The sequence below is a fragment of the Saprospira grandis str. Lewin genome (genome assembly GCF_000250635.1).
GTDB lineage: Bacteria > Bacteroidota > Bacteroidia > Chitinophagales > Saprospiraceae > Saprospira > Saprospira grandis.
This window is the reverse complement of the sequence record NC_016940.1, coordinates 1391346-1414847: the sequence shown is the minus strand read 5'-3', so window position 1 is coordinate 1414847 and position 23502 is coordinate 1391346. Positions and strand designations below refer to the sequence as shown.

Annotated in this window: 14 protein-coding genes; 10 read left to right on the top strand and 4 right to left on the bottom strand. The window is 46.7% G+C overall.

Features of this window, described 5'->3' with window-relative positions:
• Positions 1–27: 27 nt before the first annotated feature.
• A complete protein-coding gene (locus SGRA_RS06195) occupies positions 28–3300 on the top strand; it encodes a fibronectin type III domain-containing protein (RefSeq protein WP_015691758.1) in 3273 nt (1090 codons plus the stop codon).
• 382 nt (positions 3301–3682) lie between these two features.
• On the opposite strand, the gene SGRA_RS06190 is transcribed toward SGRA_RS06195, so the two are convergent.
• Positions 3683–5935, bottom strand: a complete 2253-nt coding sequence (locus SGRA_RS06190) for a hypothetical protein (protein WP_015691757.1) — start codon at positions 5933–5935, stop codon at positions 3683–3685.
• A 373-nt stretch (positions 5936–6308) separates the two neighbouring features.
• Between SGRA_RS06190 and SGRA_RS06185 the strand changes: the two genes are divergently transcribed.
• From SGRA_RS06185 to SGRA_RS23780, 6 genes are all read left to right on the top strand, one after another.
• A complete protein-coding gene (locus SGRA_RS06185) occupies positions 6309–8249 on the top strand; it encodes an ABC-F family ATP-binding cassette domain-containing protein (protein WP_015691756.1) in 1941 nt (646 codons plus the stop codon).
• Between the two features lie 129 nt (positions 8250–8378).
• Positions 8379–10226 carry a 30S ribosomal protein S1 gene (gene rpsA / locus SGRA_RS06180; protein ID WP_015691755.1) on the top strand — a complete coding sequence of 616 codons (1848 nt, stop codon included), beginning with the start codon at positions 8379–8381 and terminating at the stop codon, positions 10224–10226.
• A gap of 264 nt (positions 10227–10490) precedes the next feature.
• Positions 10491–11201, top strand: a complete 711-nt coding sequence (tsaB, locus tag SGRA_RS06175) for a tRNA (adenosine(37)-N6)-threonylcarbamoyltransferase complex dimerization subunit type 1 TsaB (RefSeq protein WP_015691753.1) — start codon at positions 10491–10493, stop codon at positions 11199–11201.
• Positions 11202–11618: 417 nt separating this feature from the next.
• Positions 11619–14768 (top strand): tetratricopeptide repeat protein, encoded by a 3150-nt coding sequence (locus SGRA_RS06170; protein WP_015691752.1) that lies wholly within the window; start codon positions 11619–11621, stop codon positions 14766–14768.
• A 205-nt stretch (positions 14769–14973) separates the two neighbouring features.
• Positions 14974–16656, top strand: coding sequence for a TonB-dependent receptor (locus SGRA_RS06165; RefSeq protein ID WP_148268286.1), 1683 nt, complete (start codon positions 14974–14976; stop codon positions 16654–16656).
• 57 nt (positions 16657–16713) lie between these two features.
• A complete protein-coding gene (locus SGRA_RS23780) occupies positions 16714–17322 on the top strand; it encodes a hypothetical protein (protein ID WP_187288185.1) in 609 nt (202 codons plus the stop codon).
• A 16-nt stretch (positions 17323–17338) separates the two neighbouring features.
• On the opposite strand, the gene SGRA_RS06150 is transcribed toward SGRA_RS23780, so the two are convergent.
• The 3 genes from SGRA_RS06150 to SGRA_RS06140 all read right to left on the bottom strand — a co-directional run bounded on the left by SGRA_RS06150 (position 17339) and on the right by SGRA_RS06140 (position 19573).
• The gene (locus SGRA_RS06150; RefSeq protein WP_015691748.1) at positions 17339–18229 is read right to left on the bottom strand and encodes a hypothetical protein; all 891 of its coding nucleotides are present in this window, start codon (positions 18227–18229) and stop codon (positions 17339–17341) included.
• Between the two features lie 4 nt (positions 18230–18233).
• Positions 18234–18806: an RNA polymerase sigma factor gene (locus tag SGRA_RS06145; protein WP_015691747.1), complete on the bottom strand. Its 573-nt coding sequence runs from the start codon at positions 18804–18806 to the stop codon at positions 18234–18236.
• A gap of 353 nt (positions 18807–19159) precedes the next feature.
• Positions 19160–19573 (bottom strand): secondary thiamine-phosphate synthase enzyme YjbQ, encoded by a 414-nt coding sequence (locus SGRA_RS06140; RefSeq protein ID WP_015691746.1) that lies wholly within the window; start codon positions 19571–19573, stop codon positions 19160–19162.
• Positions 19574–19638: 65 nt separating this feature from the next.
• On the opposite strand from SGRA_RS06140, the gene SGRA_RS06135 reads away from it, so the two are divergent.
• The 3 genes from SGRA_RS06135 to SGRA_RS06120 all read left to right on the top strand — a co-directional run bounded on the left by SGRA_RS06135 (position 19639) and on the right by SGRA_RS06120 (position 23363).
• On the top strand, positions 19639–20205 hold the full coding sequence (locus SGRA_RS06135; RefSeq protein WP_015691745.1) for a CopD family protein: 567 nt from the start codon (positions 19639–19641) through the stop codon (positions 20203–20205).
• 6 nt (positions 20206–20211) lie between these two features.
• Complete coding sequence (locus SGRA_RS06130) at positions 20212–20769, top strand: cob(I)yrinic acid a,c-diamide adenosyltransferase (RefSeq protein WP_015691744.1); 558 nt, start codon at positions 20212–20214, stop codon at positions 20767–20769.
• Between the two features lie 653 nt (positions 20770–21422).
• Positions 21423–23363: an OmpA family protein gene (locus SGRA_RS06120; protein ID WP_245538648.1), complete on the top strand. Its 1941-nt coding sequence runs from the start codon at positions 21423–21425 to the stop codon at positions 23361–23363.
• Positions 23364–23502: the final 139 nt, after the last annotated feature.

Sequence of the window (23502 nt, the reverse complement as noted above, 5' to 3'; positions counted from 1 at the left end):
TTTCATTCATATTAAATCATATACTTTATGAGAATTTATACGCTAATTGCGGCCTGTCTCTTTTTGAGCATTGCCGGCTTGAGGGCGCAGGTTGTAAATACTTTTCCCTATACGCAGGATTTTGAGGGAGAAACGCCTAGCGGTACTAGCTCCACTACAGCTCATACGATGGCTGCTGCAGGATGGACAAATGAAACAACAGACAACCAAGACTGGTTGCCTGATGCTGGGGGGACAACCTCTTCGTCAACAGGTCCTTCTGTTGATTTTAATCCAGGTAATTCTACTGGGCAGTACCTTTACATAGAAACTACAGGGGGAACAATAGGTGGTAGTGCAATACTGAGCAGCCCTTATTTTGATTTTACAGCTTTAACAGCTCCTCAACTTAGTTTTGCCTTGCATATGTATGGGGCCACGATGGGCGACCTAACTGTTGAAGCACATGTTGGAAGCATGGGGGCTTGGACCTCTGTTTTTGGCCCTTTTACAGATGATAATGATGTTTGGCAGGTACAAACCGTTAGTTTAGCTGCTTATGCGGGTTTAGATTCTGTACAATTTCGCTTTACAGGAATACATGGAATTAGCTATACTGGTGATATGGCTATTGATGATGTAGTTGTAGGGGAGGCACCTTCTTGTATTACTCCATCGGTGTTGACTGCTTCAAATATTAGTGCAACTACAGTGGATTTAAGTTGGACAGATAATAATGCTATTGCTGCGGGTTCTTATGTAGTTGAGTATGGACCATTGGGATTTGCTCAAGGAACTGGAACTTCAGTATTGGCTAACACGCTACCTTTTACTCTTACTGGCCTTGCTGCAAGTACTGACTATGAGTTTTATGTTCGTGCAATTTGTGCTGTGGGAGATACTTCTAGTTATAGTTTTATTGCAGGAAGCTTCACAACAGCTTGTAGTGTATTCTCTGCACCTTATCTAGAAACCTTTGATGGTTCTGCTACGCCTAACTGTTGGACCGAGAGTGGTTCTGAGGCTTGGAAGTATAGCACTGCTGCCGATTATGCCGCTGCAAATGCTGGCGACCATACGGGGAATGGTGGAAATTATGCTTGGATTGATGGTTCTACGCCTAATGGCCCTACTCAGATTTCTACACTAGAAACTCCTCTAGTAGATGTTACGGCCTTGACTCGCCCAGGCCTTATTTTCTGGGTATACTCTAATAATACAGATGATCCAGGGGTAAATAATACCTTGATTATTGATATCTATGATGGGGCCAACTGGACCACTGTAGATACTATCCGCCAAGACTTTCTCAACTGGCATGAGGTGATGGTCGATTTGAGCCTATTTACAATTACGGGCCCTGTACAAGCCCGTTTTACCGTAGTAGAAGATGCTCCTAGCAGTCCTTTTGAAAATGACATCCTAATTGATGATGTTGCATTTGATGACTTGCCTACTTGTGTGCCTGTTTCTGGCCTAACAGCAAGTAATATTACAGCTACTTCTGCTGATTTGAACTGGACAGCTGCTGCAACTAACTTCCAAGTAGAAGTAGTGATGGCAGGAAATACTCCCACAGGAACTACTGCAGTAATCAATACAAATAGTAGCAGCCAAACAGGCCTGATGGATAATACAACCTATGATGTTTATGTTCGTGCAGTTTGTACTCCTGGCGATACCTCTGCTTGGACGATGACTCGTTTCACTACACTTTGTGCTGTTAACGGAGATACGCCCACAGATCCTATTATGGTATCTACGGCTACTTTTAATGATACAAGCAGTACCGCTAGTTGCTATACGGACTTTATGGGGTATTCATCAGCTGATGTATGGTATCAACTGATTATCACTGATCCTTGTGTGACCACTATTGATGCCTCACTTTGTGGCTCTAGCTTTGATACTTATCTCCGTATCTATGATGCTGGAATCAACCAGCTTGCTGACAATGATGATAACTGTGGCACGCGCTCAGAAATTTTGGGCACGCCTGTTACCTACCAAGACACTTTCTATGTAATGGTAGAAGGACTAGGTACAAATACGGGAGCTTATGTCCTAAACATCACGCAAAATGCAGAGAGTCCCTCTGCTGATATTAGCTATCCTTTTGCATCTTTTTGCCAAAACTCTGGACAAGTTGCTGTGACTAACAACGGTAGTTTTGGCGGTACTTACATGAGCACTACAGGACTCAGCATTGATAGCCTAACGGGTGAGATTTCTGCTGGTTCTTCTGCAATTGGAGCCTACAACGTTATTTATGCTGTTGGTCCAAACATGAGCTGTATGGATTATGACACTGTTGCTGTAGCTATCGCAGATGCCGACACCGCAGATATTAGCTATCCTATGGCTAATTATTGCTTTGGTGCGGGTACTGTTACGCCTACTATTGCAGCTACTCAAGGGGGGAGCTTTAGCAGCCTCTCTAATGTAGTTGATCTCGATCCTACTACTGGTGCTGTCAATGTAGATAACTCTAGTGCTGGTCTTCACGCTATCGTCTATACTACGCCCAACGCTTGTGCCGATCTCGATACTTTTGTTATCAATATCGATGTAGCCGATACCGCAGATATTAGCTATGCCATGAGCAGCTATTGCCTAGATGGAACCAACCCCATTGCGCAAATCAATGGCAGCAATAACGGTTTGTTTAGCTCTACAGCTGGTATCGCTATCGAGAGCTTTGGTGGTACTATTGACCTCGCCAATAGCCAAGCGGGTGCTTATGTGATTTCTTATACTACACAAGGGAATTGCCCCGATGTAGATACCGTTATGCTCGTACTTAATGCTCGTGATGACGCTAGCTTTGTCTATGATACCACAACTTTCTGCCTAGGAACTCAAGCTATCACTTTGCCAACTACAATGGTTTCAGGCGGAACCTTCAGTAGTAGTACAGGCCTAGTTCTTGATCCTAATACTGGAACAATTGACTTTGATAATAGCCCAATCAATGCTAACCACAGTGTTACTTATACTACAGCTGGTGCTTGTAGCAACAGCGCTAGCATTAACATTGCTTTCATTGACTGTAGCACGAGCATCACCGCTTGGAATGAGCAAAATATCAAGCTCTTCCCCAACCCCAACAACGGTCAGTTCCAACTCCAACTGGAACAAGCCCTAGAGGGTGCACAACAAATCCGCATCTTCAATACTTTGGGCCAAGTAGTTTGGACGCAAACCGCAAGCATCCAACAACAATATGACTTTAACCTTAGCAATTTGCCCGCTGGCCAATATATCCTTCAACTAGAAGGTAAGGATGGCCGCCTACAATTGCCTTTCGTTTTGGCCAAATAGTTTAATTAGCTTTTGCTAAGCCTTTAAAGGTCCAGTGCTTCGGTGCTGGACCTTTTCTTTTTTTGGGGCTGCCCCAGCCTTTGGCTGGGTCGGGCCATTTCGCAGCTCGCAGGTCTGCTCGGCCCTTCGGCGCAAAGCGCCTCGGTCTGCCGCCTGCGGCGGCCCTGCTACAGCCCCTCAGTCTTCGGGCCTTCGGCCCTTTTAACTGTAGGTTGAAACCTACAGCCAGATGGTATTGCTTCGCAATGAACTATGAATGAGGGTTAAAACCCTCATGAATTGAACTTAGGTTGAAACCTACAGCCAGATGGTATTGCTTCGCAATCTTTTATTGAAAGAACAAAGCCCCAAACGGAAGTTTGGGGCTTTGAGTAGCTGTTTTTTATTTTTTATGGAGTGGAATTTCTTTAATCAATTGATCAGCATTATTGGATAAGACCTGTTTAACCGATATTCCTCCATTTGGATACACAAAGTTATCAATAGGATCAAGCAGTAGCCATTGTACTTCTACGCTATTTCCTTTCTTTACCGTTTGTAAGCTCCCCTTAACAAGTTTGAAAAAACCTTCTTGCATTCCATCTGTCTTTGTATTAGCTACAGAGGCATTTATACTAACATTTCCTGAACTAAAGGTTTCGTCGGCAGTTTCTCCACCATCTTCTCTAGTGTGCGTATATTCTAAAATTTCACTTAAACCACCTGTTCGACTATAGTTCCAACTATCAGTTTCTGTTTTACTATTCCCGAATTCCCCTCCAGCCTCTGCACCTATATTTACAGTTCTTTGATCCGCAGCTATTTTGTAGCTAATCTCTGCAGAAAATTCATGATAAGCAGTACCATCAGCTTCCACAATTAGCGGAGCATTAAAACTGGCTTTGATTTCATAGTCAGGCCCCTTCTTTTGACTAACATTCATGCTTAGAGCTGTGGCTTTTGCCGCATACTGCCCGTTGTTTTTATTCAACTGAAATTTGATAGTAAGCGAGAGGGTACTATCATTAGAGAGTAGAATATTTTGAGTTAAGCTATCTTCGGTATGGCTAGGGACCCATTGCACTACTGCTTGTTGACAGCTTTTTATGGCCTCTTTTATGTTTTCCTCCTGAAAATTATGAGCGAGAATTAGTGCTAAGTCTTCAGCCAATGTTGCATTAGCCCTATTTGCTTTTATATAGCTGATTAGCCCATTTTTTTCTTTATGGAAAAAAGTATTGCCTATAGCTTTTTTATAAGGCTGTATAAGATGACGGGCTAAAATTATATTTCTGCCCTTAAGGCTTGCTTTGAGTTGTTTAAGCTCTGCCTCCAAGGCTGGAGCAAAAGCAGCCATTGCGGCTTCTTTTTTGAAATAGGCGGTTAATTTTTCAGTTAAACAATCTAGCTTATAGACGCTATTGTCAGTTGCAAAAACATTAGACTGCCTTACCCAATCTAAGTAAATATCATAGCAGTTAAATTTTGCTCTTGCACCATCTATTCTTGCAAGAAGAGCTAGAATTTTGTGAAGGTTGGGTAGCACTACTTTATTGTGATTTTCATACCATGCTTCAGGATGCGCAATTAAAAAGGTAGCTGTTTTATCGATGACCTTAATCATATTACTGGATACATCTTCATTGCTTAGTTGTCCTTTCGGAAGGAGTTTACGGCTGTAATCAAAAATTAGCTGAACGACTTTGGGGTCATCAACTTTATCCCATTCTTTTATTTCTTCTAATACATAGATAGCGTTAATTTTTAGATCGCGGTATTTTTCTAGCGTATCTAAGACCATCAGCTCATAAATAGTTTTTATGCTTTGGGTTTTCCAGTTTTCAACTTTTGCAGTCCATTTCTCTATAGCCATTTCTTTCTCTTTTTCTTTCTCCTTTCTCGTCTCCTCCAATTCTTTTTCCTTCTCCTCCAACTCCTCTTCCGTCAAAAAGTCATCCTTGGCCAGGGCTTGGTCCAAAATGCTTTCTAGTTGGTTAGGGGAAAGGACATAAGGCGCAATGGTGGACTCAATAAAGCGGGATTTAGCTCTATACTTCTTAATCTTTTCTACTGCATCATAACGCTCAAAAATTTGGGCCAACTCTTCTAAGAATATACTAGGTGGCTTGTTGTCTGCCTGCTCTACTAAAGCCTTAATATCTGCCGCAATCAGACGGCAAACTTTGAGCTTTTTACCTTCCTTGAATTTAATGTATAAATGATTTAAAGTACTAGTTTTTGCCCACTGGTCATTTTTTATATTACCCTTCAGATTTCTTGCTTTATCTGCTAGGTCTAGAGCATTCTGAGCAAACTCTAATAAAAAATCAGTTTTGGGAATTTCTTCTTCCTTAAGGGCCAAAAATAGTTGCTCCAAATTGGCCTTATCCATTTTGAGCTGTGGCTTAAAGGCCTTTAGACCCTCTTTGGTCTTGAGCAAAGCCGCCTTTAGGCTCGGGCGATCAGGGTCCTCTGCCGGAAGTTCCTGATAAAGTGAATAGAGTTCTTGATATTGGGCCAAGGTTTCTTCATAAAGGGCTGTATCTTCTTGATACTGCTGCTGTTTTGCCAAAAAAAGTTCTCGCTGGTTCATCTGTAATAGATTTAGGTGGCCAAAAAATAAACTGGATAAGAGAAAAATGGCTAATGCTTTCATTGCTTTGTTTTTGTGTTTACATAAAGGTAATAACTTTAATTTATAAACGCAAAATAAGTTTGAAATTTTTATCCAAAAATGGCCGAAGGCCATTCGGCCTAGCGATGTGCAGCAGTGCGGCGCAGCCGCAGACCTAGGCCGTCAGGCCGCAGGGCCGAGCGAACAGCGAGCTGCGCAACGTAGCGCCGACGACCGAAGGGAGGCGGAGGCCCCAAAATAGCAGCGAGCTGCGCAACGACAACAAGCCCTTTAGGGCGCAGTTCGACGACCAAAGGGAGTAACCGCCGCAAGGCCGCAGGCCGCAGCGGAGGCCCCAAAAAATTATTATTCCAAAGAAAAAGGCTATTTTTGCGGCGACTAAAAGAAAATAATCATGCTGAACCTTCAGAATATATATGTACAATATGGCGATCGCCGATTGTTGGACCAGGTTTCCTTTACGGTGCGAGAAAAAGACCGCATTGGTCTGACGGGCCGAAATGGAGCGGGCAAATCGACTATGCTTAAGATTATTGCGGGGCAAATTGCGCCCATGCAAGGCAATATTGCCGCCCCTAAAGACCTAAGCATCGGGTTTTTGCATCAAGATATGCTCTTGCCCAAGGGCAAAACGGTTTTGGAAGAGGCCATGACGGCCTTTGCCAAGGCGCAGGCCATGGAAAAACGCCTAGAAGAGATTCAGCAAGAAATGGAGGAGCGGACCGATTATAGCAGCGATGGCTATATGGAGCTGATTCATGAATTATCGGAATTAAACGACCGTCTGGCCTTGATTGGTGGCCAAAGTTTGCAAGCCGAAGCCGAGAAAATTTTGATGGGCTTGGGCTTTTCAGTTACTGATTTTGATCGACAAACTACCACCTTTAGTGGGGGCTGGCAAATGCGGATCGAACTGGCCAAAATCCTCTTGCAGCGGCCACAGCTCCTGCTTTTGGATGAGCCGACCAACCACTTGGATATTGAATCTATCATTTGGCTCGAGCAGTTTTTGCAGCCTTATGAAGGGGCTGTGATTGTGATTTCTCACGATAAAGCCTTTTTGGATAAGGTGACGCAGCGCACCATTGAGATTGAGTTGGGCAAAGTGCATGATTATAAAGCCAACTACTCTCGATATTTAGAATTGCGAGAAGAGCGACAAGCCCAAATGCAGTCGGCTTTTCAGCAGCAGCAAAAAGAAATTGCCCGCAAAGAAGCCCTAGTCGATAAATTTAGAGCCAAGGCCAATAAGGCTAAAATGGCCCAATCGCTCATCAAGGAATTGGACCGCATGCAGCGGATCGAGCTAGAAGATGGCGATAGCAGTCGGATGCGTTTGCAGTTTCCGCCAGCACCTCGCTCTGGAGAAAGAGTGGCCATTGTAAAGGGCCTAAGCAAAAGCTATGGCGATAATTTGATCTTGAATGAGGTAGATTTGACCATCATCCGAGGCGAACGCCTGGCCTTTATGGGCAAAAACGGAGAGGGAAAATCGACCTTGGTAAAAATAATGGTGGGCCAGCAACTGCCCACAGGCGGAACAAGCGAATTGGGCCATAATGTCCATTTGGGCTATTATGCACAGAACCAGGCCGAAGCCCTAGACCCCAAAAAGACCGTTTTAGAAACCATAGAACAAGATGCCCCCTTTGAGCTGCGTCCCCGCTTACGGGCTATTTTGGGCTCCTTTCTCTTTAAGGGGGAGGATGTAGACAAAAAAGTATCGGTTTTATCGGGAGGAGAACGGGCGCGTCTAGCCATGGCCTGCTTGCTTTTGCACCCGATCAACTTATTGGTACTGGATGAACCCACCAACCACCTCGATATGCTTTCTAAAGCCATTTTGAAAGAGGCCCTTTTGCATTATGATGGGACCTTGGTGGTGGTTTCTCACGATAGAGACTTTTTGGATGGCTTGACCGATAAAGTCATTGAATTTGACCAAAAGAAGCTCAAAACCTATTTGGGCGACTCTGAATACTTCCTAGAAAAACGCCAATACGGCAGCCTTCGAGATGTTTCTTTGGGCAAAACGGCCAACAGCAGTGGCAGCAGCAAAAAAGCCAAGCCCAAAAAAGACGAAAACGATCCTGCCGTCAAACAGGCCCTCAAACAACTCAAAAGAAATATCCAGAATGCAGAGCGGCAACTTCAGCGCCTAGAAGAAGAGAAAAATAAGCTGGAAAAAATATTGGGCGATAGCAGCAAATTTGGAACCCCCGATTATGAAAAGGCCCTAGCCAAACATCAAGAAAATGAAGCGGCTACAGAAGAGGCCATGGAAAAATGGGAAGCCGCCGAATTGGCCCTAGAAGCCTTTTGGGAAGAGGACTAAAAATAAACCTATAATAGCTTGTAAAAGAAGCTTGAAAAGCTTATTTTTGCAGGCATTTTCCTTTTAGAGGAATTGTAAATTAATTTATTCACATTTTTAAACCGTCCCGGAAGGGAAACTTCCATAATTATGGAAAACGAAACTAATAATCAGGAGCTGGAGAACCAGCAAGAGCAAGTAGTAGTTGCTCACGACGATTTTGATTGGAACTCTAGCAAGTCTGGTGAATCAGCTTACTCTGCTGAAGAAATGGCCAAACTAACTGCCGAGTACGACGAAACTTTGAGCTCTGTAAAAGAGTACGAAATCGTTGGTGGTCGTGTAGTAGCTATCCAAGATGGCGATGTAGTTATCGACTTGAACTACAAGTCTGACGGATTGGTGCCTACTTCAGAATTCCGCGATATGCCCGACCTCGCCGTAGGCGATGTTGTTGAGGTATACGTAGAAACTCAAGAGGATAAGCGTGGACAGCTTGTTTTGTCTCGCCGCAAAGCGAAATTGCTTCGCGCTTGGGAAAGCATCGTTAACGCTTACAACGAAGGTACTGTCGTTAAAGGACATATCATCAGCAAGACGAAAGGTGGTATGATCGTAGACGTTCAGGGTCTAGAAACTTTCTTGCCCGGTTCTCAAATCGACATCAAGCCTATCGTTGATTATGATGCATACGTAGGTAAAACTATGGAGTTCAAGGTAGTGAAAATCAACGAAGCGATCAAAAACGCTGTTGTTTCTCACAAAGCGCTTATCGAAAGCGACTTGGAAGCTCAACGTCAAGAAATCATCTCTAAATTGGAGCGCGGTCAGGTCCTAGAAGGTACTGTAAAGAACCTTACCGACTTTGGTGCCTTCCTCGATTTGGGTGGTGTAGATGGTCTTCTTTATATCACGGACATCTCTTGGGGCCGTATCAAGCACCCCAGCGATGTACTAGAGAATGGCCAGAAGCTCAACGTTGTTGTTCTTGACTTCAATGATGACAAAAAACGTATCTCTTTGGGCCTCAAGCAACTACAGCCCCATCCATGGGACGTATTGCCTGAAGACGTGCAGCCCGGTTCTACCGTTAAAGGCCGTATCGTAAACATCGAGGATTATGGTGCTTTCCTAGAAATCACTCCCGGTGTTGAAGGGCTTATCCACGTTTCTGAGGTATCTTGGAGCAGCCAGCCTATCAACTCTCGCGATTACTTCAAAGAAGGAACTATCCACGAAGCTAAAGTGGTAACTATCGACCGCGAAGAGCGCAAGATGTCTCTAAGCCTTAAGCAGCTTAGCGATGATCCTTGGGCAACTATCGAAGAGCGCTATCCCAAAAATAGCACGCACAAGGGCGAGGTCAAAAACCTTACTCCTTATGGCGTATTCTTGGAGCTCGAAGAAGGTATCGGCGGTATGATCCATATCTCTGACCTTTCTTGGACGAAGCGCTATGGCCACCCTGCCGAGTTTACCAAAGTAGGGGAGACTCTAGATATCATGATCCTTGACATCGATGTAGAGAATCGCAAACTTTCTTTGGGCCACAAACAACTCGAAGAAAACCCTTGGGATACTTTCGAGAATGTTTTCCCTGTAGGCTCTGTGCATGAAGCCACTGTCCTCCGCCGTGACGACCGTGGTGCTATCGTTCAACTTCCTTACGGCCTAGAGGCTTTCGCTCCCCTCCGCCATGTGAAGAAAGAAGATGGTAGCCTCGCAGAAGTAGAGGAAACTTTGCTATTCAAAGTAATCGAGTTTAACCGCGATGATAAGCGTATCCTCGTGTCTCACTCTCGCTACTACAACGATAGCAAGAAAGATGCTGACCGCCAAGAACGCGATGACAAACGTCGCCAAAACCGCGAAGCACAAGATGAACTCCGCAAACAGCAAGATAAAGTAGAGCGTAGCACTATGGGTGACCTCAACGTTTTTGCCCAATTGCGTGAGCAAATCGAAAATCAAGAGAAAGATAATCAGGACGAAGAGTAAGATCTAACTCCTCATTCCGATTCATAATAAAGCCCCTAGCCTCTCAATGCAAATTGAGGGGCTATTTTGTTTTTTAACTTACTGCTGTTATTTTTGGGGCCTCCTGCCTGCGGCAGGCGCTACGCTACAGGGCTCGCAGCTCTGCTCGGCCCTTCGGCGCAAAGCGCCTCGGTCTGGCCTGACGGCCACCCTTTCGCATCGCTAGGCCATTGGCGCCCCAGCCCAGCCCTTATTTTGCCCACCACGCTAGAATCTATATTTGTTATGGACCAATTGATACTCGTTTTAGAAAGCAGCAGCCGAAAAACTTCGGTGGCACTGATTAAAAATGGCCACTGCTGGCTAGTAGAAGAAAGTTCTCTTGATGCTGGCGACCCCGCCGCAGAACTTACGCTCTTTGTCCAAAAAATACTGCAGCGAGCCAAATGCAAAGGAACAGATCTGGCCGCTATTGCCCTGAGCAAAGGCCCCGGCTCTTATACCGGCCTGCGCATTGCCTATTCTACCGCCAAAGGCCTGGCCTTTGCCTGGCAACTCCCCCTCTTGGCCCTCGATACCCTAGCCGCCCTGGCCTATGGCGCAAAATGGAACCAAAGCCTGCCCAAAAATAGCTTGCTGATCTGCCTAGAAGATGCCCGCCGTGGAAATGCCTATGCCGCTATCTATAATAGCCAACTAGAAATTATCAAATCCCCCTTTTTTGTGTCACTAAAAGAATTAGACCTGAGTATTTATCAACAAGAGCATAGTCTGTATGTACTAGGCTCTGCTGCTAGGAGTTACCAAGAACTGATGCCAGAATGTAATTTAGAATTGTTGCCCCTAAAAACCGCATCTGCCCGCTTTTTTGAACAATTGGCCCAAAATGCCTACGAAAAACAAGAATTTGCCGAGCTCGCCTACTCCGAACCCTTCTATTTAAGGGCCCCACATCTGACTAAGCCAAAAAAGAATAAGTTTTTTAGCAAAAAATAGCCTGACTTTCTCTGAACTGCCAAAAGCTCTGCCATAGAAAACTTTTAATCGCTAGGGCTAATGAAAAAGATTCATCAAAGCGGGCCGACGATTATTCGCCGGGCCGCTTTTTTTATGCCCTCAAGGCATTATTTTTGGGCCTAAATAACTAAACTGATTTCTTGGAGCAGAAGGCGGCAAAGCCGCCTTGGCCGTAGGCCATCTGGCCTAGCGATGTGCAGCAGTGGCCGTAGGCCAGACCTAGCCAGCTTGCTGGCGCAGGGCCGAGCGATCAGCGAGCTGCGAAACGTAGCGCCGCAAGGCGAAGCCGCAGCGGAGGCCCCAAAATCATAAAACAGTTAAAAAACTGTATCTTGAGCTAAGAACTTATTAGAATGATTCTCTAGGAAAGACTCCTTTAAAATTAAATAGAACTTCATGCAACCAAAGCTGAAAAAACTGGTCTATGGCGGACTGCTGAGTCTTGCAAGTTTGCAGGGCATACAAGCGCAGCAAACAGCCGTCTATAAAGACCCCCAGGCCGCATATCATGCCGCCATCGAATTTTATGAACAAGCCCTTTATGGCAAGGCCGAAGATGAATTGGGCCAATTGCTCGCCCCCGATCAAGCCCTTTATGATGATTGGGATTTGCCCGAATCCTACCGCCCCAAAGCAGAACTTTATGCCGCTCTGGCCGCCCTGCGCTTGGAACGGCCCGATGCCGAAAACAAACTTTTGGTCCTGATTAAGAAATATGAGCCTATGTCGGTGGCCGCTCAGGCCAAATTGGAGGTGGGCCGTTATTATTATGCCCAAAGAGATTATAAAAAGGCTATTAAATACCTCAGTAGCATCAATTTTAAGGACCTCAATGACCTGAGCAATGAGGAGCTGATCGAGGCCAAGTTCCAACTGGCCTATTGCTATTTTGTCTCTAAGGACTTTAGAAAAGCCCAACCCGTTTTTGCCCAAATCAAAGGGACCAAAAGCGAGTATACTTTTCCCGCCAATTACTATTATGGCCTCTGCTCTTTCTTCCTCAAAGACTTTGATGCCGCCCTGGCTAGCTTTGAAATTGCCAATAAGTCGAGCCGCTACGAAAAGGTGGTCCCTACCTATATCACGCAGATCCATTTCATGAAAAAGGATTATGATAAAACAATTGCCTACGGAGAACCCTACACCAAAAGCAATACGGTGCGGGAACGTATGACAATTGTACAGGCGGTGGGCCAAGCCTATTACGAAAAGAAGAATTACCAAAAAGCGCTTCCTTTTATGGAAGAATACGCCAGCAAGACGCCAAAAATGACAGAAGATATCTTCTATCAATTGGCTTATACCCAATATCGAGCTGGAAAATATGAGGATGCCGCTGGTAACTTTGAGCAAATTGCTCGATTAGATAATAAGTTGGGCCAAAATGCCCGCTACAATCTGGCCGATTGCCAACTCAAATTAGGCCGAAAAGAGGAGGCCCGCCTTTCCTTTAAGCAGGCCGCAGAAATGAAGCAGGACAAAGAGCTGCAGATTGACGCTAAAATGAATTATGCCAAATTGTCTTATGAATTGGGCCTAGACAATGACGCTATTTCGGCTTTTATGGAGCTACTCAATACAAAATACAGCAACGAGTCGCAAAATTTGATGAGCCAGCTCTTCCTCAATACTCGCGATTATGAAAAAGCCCTGAGCATCCTAAGAACAATCGACCGCAGCGAGCCCTCTCTCAAAGAGGCTTTCCAAAAAGTGGCCTATTTCCGTGGCGTGCAGCATTATAAGGCCAGTAATTTTACCAAGGCCGTAGAGCGCTTTAATGAGTCTCTGGGCTCTGCCGTGCATACCGAAACCACGGCCCTGGCCCATTTCTGGAAAGCCGAGGCGCTTTTCCAATTGGACCAATTTGATAAAAGTATTGATGAGTATAACCGCTTTACGACGGTAGCGGCTGCGGCCCCCCAATTACCCGCCAATTCCTCTAAAGGAACGGCCCATTATGGCCTAGGCTACAATTATCTTCGCAAAAATAGCTACGATAATGCCGTGGGCGAGTTCGTGAAGGCGGTTAAATATATTGAGCCCCGCCTGAGCAAAATCAATGATCGACATGTCTCTAATTTTGTCTATCCCGATGCCCTCGGCCGGGCTGGCGATTGCTACCTTTATTTGGGCGGAACGAATAATTATACGGCCGCCGCTGGCTATTATGAGCGGATTGTGGCCAATAATTTCCCCAATGAGGATTATGCCATGTATCAGCTGAGCCTGATTTATAGCTTGACCAATCAAGCCCAAAAGCAACTGCGCACCCTAGCCGATTTGGTGGGCCAACACCCCAGTTCAATCTATGCCGATGATGCGCTTTATGCCATGGGGAGCACGCAGATTAACCAAAATGAATTCGATCAGGCTAAAGGAAGTTTTGACCAATTGATCGTGAAATATCCCGATAGCGAGTATACCGCCAAAGCCCTCTACAAATTGGGCGTGCTCTCTTATAGCCGCGATATGAACCGCGAAGCCCTCGATTATTTTAAGACGGTGGTGAGCAATAATGTCCAAACAGAGGAAGCCAAAGCGGCCCTCAATTTTATCCGAAAAATCTATATCGATCAAGGCGATCCCGACGGCTTTATGGCTTATGCCTCTACTTTGCAGGGCTATAATTTCTCCGATATGGCCGCAGATTCGCTCCTTTATGAGTCGGCCGCCTCTTCTTTCGATCAGGAAAACTGGCCAGCCGCTGCGGATAATTACAGCAAATATCTCGATCGCTTTCCAAAGGGCCTCAATAGTATGTCGGCCCACCTCAACCGAGGGATTGCCTACTATAATCTCAAGGAATACCCCAAAGCACTAGGCGATTTTGCCTATGTGGCAGAGGCCAAGGACCCCAAAGCGCCCCCCGCTATGGCGGAGGAAGCCAACCTCTTGGCAGGCCGAATTTGTTACCATATTACGGAGGATTATGCCAAGGCCCTCACTTATTTTCAAGGCCTAGAACAGTTTGCTTCTAGCCCCGAAAACCGATCGGAAGCTCGCCTATTCGGTATGCGCTCTGCCTATTATGGCCAAAATTATCAGTCGCTAAAGGGACTGGCCACCAACTTCCTCAAAGAACCCAATGCTAGCGCTGCCAACAAGGCCGAGGCCCATTTTTATCTCGCTAAGGCCCAACAAGCCGCTGGCGATAATGCCAAGGCGATGCAGTCTTATAAGGAGAGCCTCAAGCTGGTCGATGACGATATCAACGCCTCTGAAGCCCATTACCAAATCGCCAAAATTACTTATATCCAACGCGATTTGGATGGCGCTCTAGAGCTGGCCTTCCAAAACAATAAGCTGCTGGGCCAACACCTCAATTGGTTGGCGCGCAACTTTATCCTCATCGCCGATATCTATGCCGAACAAGGCAAACTAGATGCGGCCAAAGGTACTCTAGAAAGCCTTTTGGGCAACTTCGACGGAGAAGCCGAAATTGTGAAGGAGGCCCAAGATAAACTGGCCCAAGTCAAGCAAGCTATTTCTTCTAATAGCCGCCTGCGCCGAAATGATGGCAATGGCGAACTAGAAATGATTGATTAAATCTTTCTTTTTTTGGGGCTGCCCCGCCCTGCGGGCGGGTCGGGCTGTATCGCAGCTCGCTATTCGCTCGGCCCTGCGCCGCCTTTGGCGGCTGGGTCTGGCCCCGCGGGCCACTGCTGCCCATCCCTCAGCCGCGTCGCTGCGCTCCTTTGCGGCGGCTTCGCCACCTGTCCTCTCCAAAATAGATCGTCTAAAGAAAAATCAAATGATAAAATATAGTAAATCTCTTTGTTTAGCTTTGGCTGTTGGGCTGTTTGCCCCCAGCCTAAAGGCCCAAATCAATGATGTAGGGACCGAGCTAGTCAAACCCTTTAAGGCCCAATTGGCCGAAAGTAAAAAGCAGGAGGCTCAGCCTCTTTTACCCGATTTGGATACCAGCGCTGGCCAAAAAATAACTTATTTGGTCCCCGAACGGATCGTCTCGGTTAATTATCCAGAACCCAATATCCGCCCGCTGGCTATGCCCGTGCCTAAGCCGCCCAAAAGTCTCAACTTTTATACAAAGGCTGGCATTGGTTACCCGCTTTCCCCCTTGCTAGAACTCTCTTACCACAATAGCAATAGCGATAAATTTCGCTTTGGGGCAACAGCCAAACACCATAGCAGCCAAGGTAACTTAGAGGACCAAGTTTTTGGCGAAACTTCGCTAAATCTACAGGGCGATTATTTTCTGTCTAATGGCCTTGCTGTTGGCGGTGCCCTAAATATGGACCTCAATAATTATCGCTATTATGGCTACCACCAACTGCTCGAAAATCTAGGCGATAGCCTTTATCCCTTCGCTCAAGATAGCTCTGGCCTAGCCGAAGATAGCCTCAAACAGCGCTACCTTACGGTAGGGGCCAATATTCATCTCTTTAATGCCAAAAGCAATAAACAAGAGATGAACTATAGAGCCGATTTGGACCTCTATAATACCAGTTCTTATCATGGCGTTGGCGAACTCAATATCCGCCCCCGCCTTGTTTTTGAAAAATGGTTGGGCAATAGCCGCAGCCCCCAACATCGCCTCTTTGCCAATGCCGAGCTGCTGTATAGCCGCTATACCACCACCGATAGCAGCCAAAGCCGCAGCCTGGCCCAATTGCATGCTGGAGCCGACCTCAATTTTGGCAACTTTAAGAGCCGTTTGGGCGCCCGCTTAGGAAGCAATGCCGGACAGTTCTTCGTTTTGCCCGATATCGAGCTTAGCTATGCCGTTTTAGGGGGCCAATTTATTCCCTATGCAGGTTGGTCGGGCAGTATCCGTGAAAATACCCTCATGCAGCTCTCTACTTATAATCCTTTCTTGGATACAGAGCGCCTGCATTGGGAACATACCCAAGAAAGCCGCTTTTATGGGGGACTCAAAGGGAAGATTAAGCGCCTAGGCTACGACTTTAATGTCTCTTATGCCAATTTGAGCCAACAACCCCTTTTCTATAATACCGTAGAAAGCAATTATCTGAAATTTGGTCTGGCCTATGATACACTCAGCCGCTTGACTGTGGCCGCAGATGTGGAGCTCCAAATTATGGAGGAACTCTACTTTAAGGGGGCGCTAGCTTTCAATAATTATAGCGGCGGAACGGCTGAAGTGGCTTATCATCTGCCTGTTTTGGAGTCTAGCTTTGGCCTAAAATATAAAAAAGGTAATCTAGAAGTTGGGGCCGACCTCTTTGTCAATGCTGGCGTGCCTTATCTTCCTGCCTTAGGCACTGAAAGCGAAACCCTTGGCGGTTTGTTTGACCTTAACCTCAATGCTACTTATTGGCTAGGAAAAGGAGAGCAACAACGCTTTGCTTTCTTTGTAGAAGGCAACAATTTGCTCAATAACAAATACCAACGCTGGTACCTCTATCAGCAATTGGGCATCAATGGAAAAATTGGTGTCATTGCTAAGTTCTAAGATCGCTTAGGACCTGCTGCAAAGGGGCTGCTCGATATCGAGCAGCCCCTTTTGTTTTTGGACCAATTAGGGCATCAAGCCTTTGATGGGGTATTTGATCTCTGTCGAATAGGGCATCAAGCCTTTGATGGGGTGTTTGATCTCTGTCAACTAGGGCATCAAGCCTTTGATGGGGTATTTGATCTCTGTCGAATAGGGCATCAAGCCTTTGATGGGGTGTTTGATCTCTGTCAACTAGGGCATCAAGCCTTTGATGGGGTATTTGATCTCTGTCGAATAGGGCATCAAGCCTTTGATGGGGTATTTGATCTCTGTCGAATAGGGCATCAAGCCTTTTATGAGGTATTTGATCTCTATCGAATAGGGCATCAAGCCTTTTATGGGGTGTTTGATCTCTATCGAATAGGGCATCAAGCCTTTGATGGGGTATTTGATCTCTGTCAACTAGGGCATCAAGCCTTTGATGGGGTATTTGATCTCTGTCGAATAGGGCATCAAGCCTTTGATGGGGTATTTGATCTCTGTCGAATAGGGCATCAAGCCTTTGATGGGGTATTTGATCTCTGTCGAATAGGGCATCAAGCCCTTGATGGGGTATTTGATCTCTATCGAATAGGGGACAAAAAAAATCCCCTCCGAGGAGGGGATCATCTAATATTCTACTAAGGAGCAAGGCCTTGTATTACTCTAGCGTTTGCAAGAGCTCTTTGGCTTTTTCTTGATAGGGGCCTTGAGGGACCTTTTTCAGGTAGCTTTTGGCCAGTTCTTTTTGGTTTTCGCGTAGGGCCAAGAGCGCCTGATACCAACTGAGTTTTTCGGAAATATGGGGGGGCAGGCTAGGCAATTGGGCCAGCTCTTGCCAGTAGGACTTTGCGCTGCCTAGTTCTCCTTGCTCAAAAGCGATATGGCCCAGATAAAACTGGGTTTCTTCTTGGGCAAAGATAGAATTGGCCTTTTGGTAGGCCAGCAACTCTGTTTTGGCTTTGGTCCAATCCTTTTTCTCATAGGCATCGAGGCCAAGCTGCAACTGTCTGAGGGCTTCTTCATTTTGGCCAAAGCCTTGGGCGCCTAAAAGCAGTTGTAATTCTTTTTGGGTAGACTCTGCGCTAGCGATAGCATATTCTTGAGACCAGCTGGGCAGGCTTTGCGACTTCTGCCACCAATAGCCTAGACTCACCAATAAAATTAGGCTAGCGGCAATACCCATAATTGGGCGCCAGCGGGGGAGGGGGCGCACCTTAATCTCCTCTTCCTTTTCTTCTTTTTGGGCAAAAAAGCCTTCTGCTTCTAACTCTTGGGCAATTTGGCCAATTTGGTTTTGTGCGGCTTGGGTCTGTAGGGCTTGTTCTATGGGGCGTTCAAAAAGGCCTTCCTCCTCAAGTTCTTGGGCCATTTTTTCTACGGCAGTTTGGCGGCCAAAAGCCTGAATAGCTTGGATAGCGATGCCATGGGCCTGCAGCTGGGCGGCATAGGCGGCATCTTTTTGGGCCAAGGCAAGGGTAGCGGCTCGCTCTTCGGCAGAGAGTTGGTTTTGCTGGAAAGCATCCAGCCATTCGGGGCTATGAAAATCCATAAATTTAGGCTTTGGGCTGGCCCAGCAGGCGCAGCAATTGTTTTTTGAGCTGTTTGATACAGCTATTTTTCTTCACCTTAGAGTAATTATCGGCAAAGCCCATAATTTGCTCAATTTCTCGATGCGACTTCTTCTCAAAATAGTAGAGCTCCAGCACTTTTTGGCAATCGGTATTCTTCATGCTGCTTAGGGCTTTCATGGCGGTCATGAGTAGGGGGTCGGCCTCTTCTTCTTCTAAAAAGTAGACCTCTTCTTGGACCAAATGGGGGAGGGGCTCTTGCAGCAGGCGTTCCTCATCTTGGAGGATGGGGTTTTTCTTTTGTTTGCGGAGCTGTTTGAGCCAGAGGTTTCGGCAAACGGCATAGAGATAGGTTTTGGGTTGGCAACTGAGCTCGAAATCGGGCGTTTGCATTTTGGTCCAAAAAATCTCTAGGGCACGATTAAAAGTGGCTTTGGCATCGGTTTCTTGGGCGCCCTGTTGGAGCAAATAACTAGCACAATACCAATAGGCCTGTTCATAGAGGGCTTTGTAGGCCCTTTGGTCTCCAGCCCGAAGGGCCGCAATTGAAATATCCATAAAAAAGAGGTTTCTGGGGGTAAGCTTGTGGGCTCAATGAGTAATACCCCAAAGGGGCTGATGGTTAGCCCTAAGGGCCTAAAAAATTACAAAAGTCTGTAGAAAGGGCCAAATCTGTTTGGATCTAGAAGGCTGGCCTTCGGCCAGCCTGGCCTAGCGATGTGCAGCAGTGCGGCACAGCCGCAGACCAAGGCCGTCAGGCCGCAGGGCCGAGCGAATAGCGAGCTGCGAAACGTAGCGCCTGCCGCAGGCAGGAGGCCCCAAAATCCCCAACTATTCACTATCCTGTATATTCAAAGGATTAGCTTTATGAGGTTTTAACCTACAGAGATAATAAACAGACTTCCCAAATCCTAATCCATAATCGTAGCGATCAGTTTTCGGCGGCCGCCTTGGTTTCTGAACTCGCAAAGATAGAGGCCCTGCCAAGTACCTAGGGCGAGTTGGCCTTGAATAATGGGAATACTTAAACTTGTGCCTGTAAAAGCGGTTTTAATGTGGGCGGGCATATCGTCGGGGCCTTCTAGGGTATGCAAAAGGCCCTTTTGGTTTTCGGGGACCAGGCGATTAAAAATCGTTTCAAAATCCATACGGACATCGGGATCGGCATTCTCGTTAATGGTCAGGCCGGCCGAAGTATGTTGGATAAAAAGCTGTAGCAGTCCGTTTTGAGGTAGGGCCGGCAATTGTTGCAAAACCTCTGCGGTAATGAGGTGGAAGCCTCGGCTTTTGGCCCGAAGAGCAATAGAATGATGTTGAATAGACATAGAAAATCACAATTTTGAGCGTTAATAATCCTTATCTTCGCCCTTGAAAAAAATAACTAAGCAATATGTTTGATACGCCATGGCTCTATAACTTGGGTAAAGTTATTCACTTTATTGGGCTCATTAGCTGGTTTGCGGCCCTATTTTACCTGCCTCGTCTATTTATTTATCATACCGAGGCTTTGGAGCGGCCCGAGGCAGAGCGGGGAGTTTTGACGGAGCAATACGCCATTATGCAGCGCCGATTGTATCATATTATTATGACGCCGGCCATGTTTATTACCTTTTTTGGGGGGAGCATGATGCTCATTTATTATGGTTGGGATTGGTTTGTGGCCAATATCTGGATGCACTGGAAGCTGGGATTTATTGTGCTTTTGGTCTGGTATCATTATTACAGCAAGGGCATTATGCAGCGTTTGGCCCGCAATGAATTTGTGATGAGTTCGGCCAAATTTAGGATGTACAATGAGATTGCCACCCTCTTGCTCTTGGCCATTGTGCTTTTGGCCGTTTATAAAAGTAGAACTGATTTTTTGATTGCCTTTTTGAGTTTGATTGCCTTTGGAATAAGCCTGATGATAGGCATTAAGGCCTATAAGCGCTATCGGGAGCAAAAGGGAGAAGTATAGTAAATTATGTCGTTTAAGATTTATACCAAAACTGGAGATAAGGGGACTACCGCACTTTGGGGCGGGGGGCGCCTACCCAAATACCATTTGAGAATTGAGGCCTATGGCAGCCTAGACGAGCTGAATGCGAACTTAGGATTGTTAAGAGATTTTTGCGAGCAGGAAGAACAGCGGCAGCAGCTTTTGCAGATTCAGGAACGTTTGTTTAGTCTAGGGACCATCATGGCCACCGCCCCCGAAAAGGCCGATAAGGTCAAGCAGCCCGATGTTTTGCCCGAGGATGTTTTGCAGCTCGAAAACTGGATGGATGCCATGGATGAACATTTGGCGCCCCTCAAAAATTTTGTTTTGCCAGGTGGGCACCCACAGGTGTCTCGGGCCAATATTGCCCGTACCGTTTGCCGCCGTGCCGAGCGCCTAGCCGTGGCCCTAAATGAAGAACAGGCCCTGCCTGCGGTGGTCTTGCAATACCTCAATCGCCTATCCGATTACCTCTTTATTTTTGGCCGCTTTGCCGCCCATTGCCATCAGGCAGAAGAAGTACTTTGGAAGCCAAGAGGCTGATTTTAAGAGAACTTTAGGGCCTTTTGGCCCTTTTTTTTATGGCAGAAGCGTTTATTATAAAATGCTGTAGGAGATTTGGGGCCTCCGCCTCCCTTCGCTCGTCGGCGCTACGTTTACTCCCTTTGGTCGTCGAACTGGCGCCTCTTCGAGGCTGGTTGTCGCAGCTCGCTGCTATTTTGGGGCCTCCGCCTCGCTTCGCTCGTCGGCGCTACGTTTACTCCCTTTGGTCGTCGAACTGGCGCCTCTTCGAGGCTGGTTGTCGCAGCTCGCTGCTATTTTGGGGCCTCCGCCTCGCTTCGCTCGTCGGCGCTACGTTTACTCCCTTTGGTCGTCGAACTGGCGCCTCTTCGAGGCTGGTTGTCGCAGCTCGCTGCTATTTTGGGGCCTCCGCCTCCCTTCGGTCGTCGGCGCTACGTTTACTCCCTTTGGTCGTCGAACTGGCGCCTCTTCGAGGCTGGTTGTCGCAGCTCGCTGCTGTTTTGGGGCCTCCGCCTCCCTTCGCTCGTCGGCGCTACGTTCCGCAGCTCGCAGGTCTGCTCGGCCCTGCGGCCTGACGGCCTGGGTCTGCGGCTGCGCCGCACTGCTGCACATCGCTAGGCCGGCGGGCCTTCGGCCCGCCCAGACCGCCAAACAAACTAAGGCAAACAATAATCATGATGAAAGCTATACACCTCCTTTTTTTACTGCTCTTCTGTAGCCTCAGTCTTAGGGCCCAGCCCCTGAGCAAATCGGCCAAAGAACATATGGAAGATGCCGAATACTATTTTAATAATGCCAAATATGAGGCGGCTGCAGCTAGTCTAAAGCAAGCCATTAAGCAAAAGCCCAACTTTGCTGCGGCTCAGCGCTTGTTGGGGGTGGTGGCCAAAGAAACAGGCGATTATGAAACGGCAAGAATGGCTTATGAGCAGCTCTTTAAGCAAAATCCGCTTTTGTCTAGATCTGCCTATTTTGAGGCCGCCGAACTACAGATGAAGGCCTATAATTATATTAAAGCCTTAGAGTACTTTGAGCTCTACAAATATGCAGACCCCAAAAACTATAGCATCAAAGAAGAGGGGGCGGCCCGCAACTATGATGCGTATTTGGACCGAAACATTAAGAGCTGCGAATATGCTATAGAAATGGAATATACCGGCTCTACGGGCAAGGCCGAGCTTTTGCCCGGCATGGCCAACTCCAAATTTGATGAGTTTTTGCCCACCTTGCGGGCCAATGGCGATATGCTCCTCTATACCTCCAACCGCTCGGGAGATGAAGATATTTTGATGCTGCGCAAAAACGAGAAGGGCGAATGGAAATCGCCAAAATCTATTGGACCAGCCATCAATACACCTTATAATGAAGGCATGGCCAAGTTTACAGTTTGTGGTCGACGGATTTTCTTTGCCGCCTGTGCCTGGGAAAATGTGCAGGGCGGCTGCGATATTTATGTGGCCGAATATGATAGCGAAAATGAAATAGTAGATAGCGTGGGGCCAGCAATAGGCCTAAATAGCGAAGCCTGGGACTCTCAGCCCTCTATTAGTTGCGATGGCTATAAAATGTACTTTGTCTCTACTCGAGAGGGGGGCTTTGGCGGCAGCGATATCTGGGTTTCGGAGCTAATGGCCGATGGGCGTTGGGGAGTGCCTGAGAACTTGGGACCAAAAATCAACACAGAAGGAGATGAAGAAGCGCCTTTTATTGCGCCAGATGGTCAAACCCTCTACTTTGTGTCTGATGGACATCCGGGATTGGGCGAAGCCGATGCTTTTCGGACCTTATTATTAGAAAATGGTGAATGGTCTAGACCAGTAAATATGGGAGAGGGCGTCAACTCTCCTTTCCGCGAAGCGGGCATTGTGGTCTCTCCTGATGGCGAGTATGCCTACTTTTCTTCTGACCGACCAGAAGGAAAAGGGGGCTTGGACCTTTATAGCTGTCATATTCCCGCTGCTATGGCTCCTGCCGTAGAGCATGTATTTTTGGATGGCTACCTCTATGATGAGGCCACAGCCGAACCTTTGGCCGGGGCTAGAGTTCGCCTGAGAAATGAAGGCGAAAACATTGGCATCTTTGAAACGGATAAGGCGGGCCGATTTTTCCTTTGTTTGCCTAGTGGAGCTTCTTACTCCTATATTATTTCTAAAGAGGGCTATGATAACTTTATTGGGGCCGACTACTTTGAGCGAGCGGCAGGGGAGGCCATCAAGCGAATAGATGTACAGCTCAGCCCCAACGGAAAAATCCCTGAAGAAGAGCCCGTAATGGCCGAGCCGCCCAAGCCTCGTTTGCGCAAAAACTTATCGGTCTACTTTGAGACCGGAAAATATGATTTGAGTGAGTTGCAAAAAGAGCAAATACAAAAACTACTAGAGCAATTTGAAGATCCAGAAAGTCTAAAAATTCAGGTAACAGGCTTTGCCGATGATGTGGGGGATAAGGAGTTCAATCTATCCCTTTCGCAGAAACGGGCGGGTTATGTCACTAAGTTTATGAAGGAGCTGGGCATCACAAGCGCCCAAATTACAACCGATGGCCGAGGCGTAATAGAAAGTAATATGGCCAAGCATCAAAAGCGGAAGGTAGAGATCATCATCCTCAATCGCTAGGATCTAAAATAGGCAGCTCGTATTTAGGGGTTGGCCCGCATTATAATGCGGGCCAACCCCTTGTTTTTGCTGATTATCAGATTTTTATTTCTGCTTAGAAGTCCGTAGGTACAAAATAGTCGTAATGGCAGAGAAGACT

Coding starts and splice junctions, on each gene's coding strand:
- tsaB (WP_015691753.1), top strand. CDS start 10,491: ATGGACCAATTGATACTCGTTTTAGAAAGCAGCAGCCGAAAAACTTCG.
- SGRA_RS06135 (WP_015691745.1), top strand. CDS start 19,639: ATGTTTGATACGCCATGGCTCTATAACTTGGGTAAAGTTATTCACTTT.
- SGRA_RS06130 (WP_015691744.1), top strand. CDS start 20,212: ATGTCGTTTAAGATTTATACCAAAACTGGAGATAAGGGGACTACCGCA.
- SGRA_RS06165 (WP_148268286.1), top strand. CDS start 14,974: ATGATAAAATATAGTAAATCTCTTTGTTTAGCTTTGGCTGTTGGGCTG.
- SGRA_RS06140 (WP_015691746.1), bottom strand. CDS start 19,573: ATGTCTATTCAACATCATTCTATTGCTCTTCGGGCCAAAAGCCGAGGC.
- rpsA (WP_015691755.1), top strand. CDS start 8,379: ATGGAAAACGAAACTAATAATCAGGAGCTGGAGAACCAGCAAGAGCAA.
- SGRA_RS06185 (WP_015691756.1), top strand. CDS start 6,309: ATGCTGAACCTTCAGAATATATATGTACAATATGGCGATCGCCGATTG.
- SGRA_RS06145 (WP_015691747.1), bottom strand. CDS start 18,806: ATGGATATTTCAATTGCGGCCCTTCGGGCTGGAGACCAAAGGGCCTAC.
- SGRA_RS06195 (WP_015691758.1), top strand. CDS start 28: ATGAGAATTTATACGCTAATTGCGGCCTGTCTCTTTTTGAGCATTGCC.
- SGRA_RS06150 (WP_015691748.1), bottom strand. CDS start 18,229: ATGGATTTTCATAGCCCCGAATGGCTGGATGCTTTCCAGCAAAACCAA.
- SGRA_RS06170 (WP_015691752.1), top strand. CDS start 11,619: ATGCAACCAAAGCTGAAAAAACTGGTCTATGGCGGACTGCTGAGTCTT.
- SGRA_RS06190 (WP_015691757.1), bottom strand. CDS start 5,935: ATGAAAGCATTAGCCATTTTTCTCTTATCCAGTTTATTTTTTGGCCAC.
- SGRA_RS06120 (WP_245538648.1), top strand. CDS start 21,423: ATGATGAAAGCTATACACCTCCTTTTTTTACTGCTCTTCTGTAGCCTC.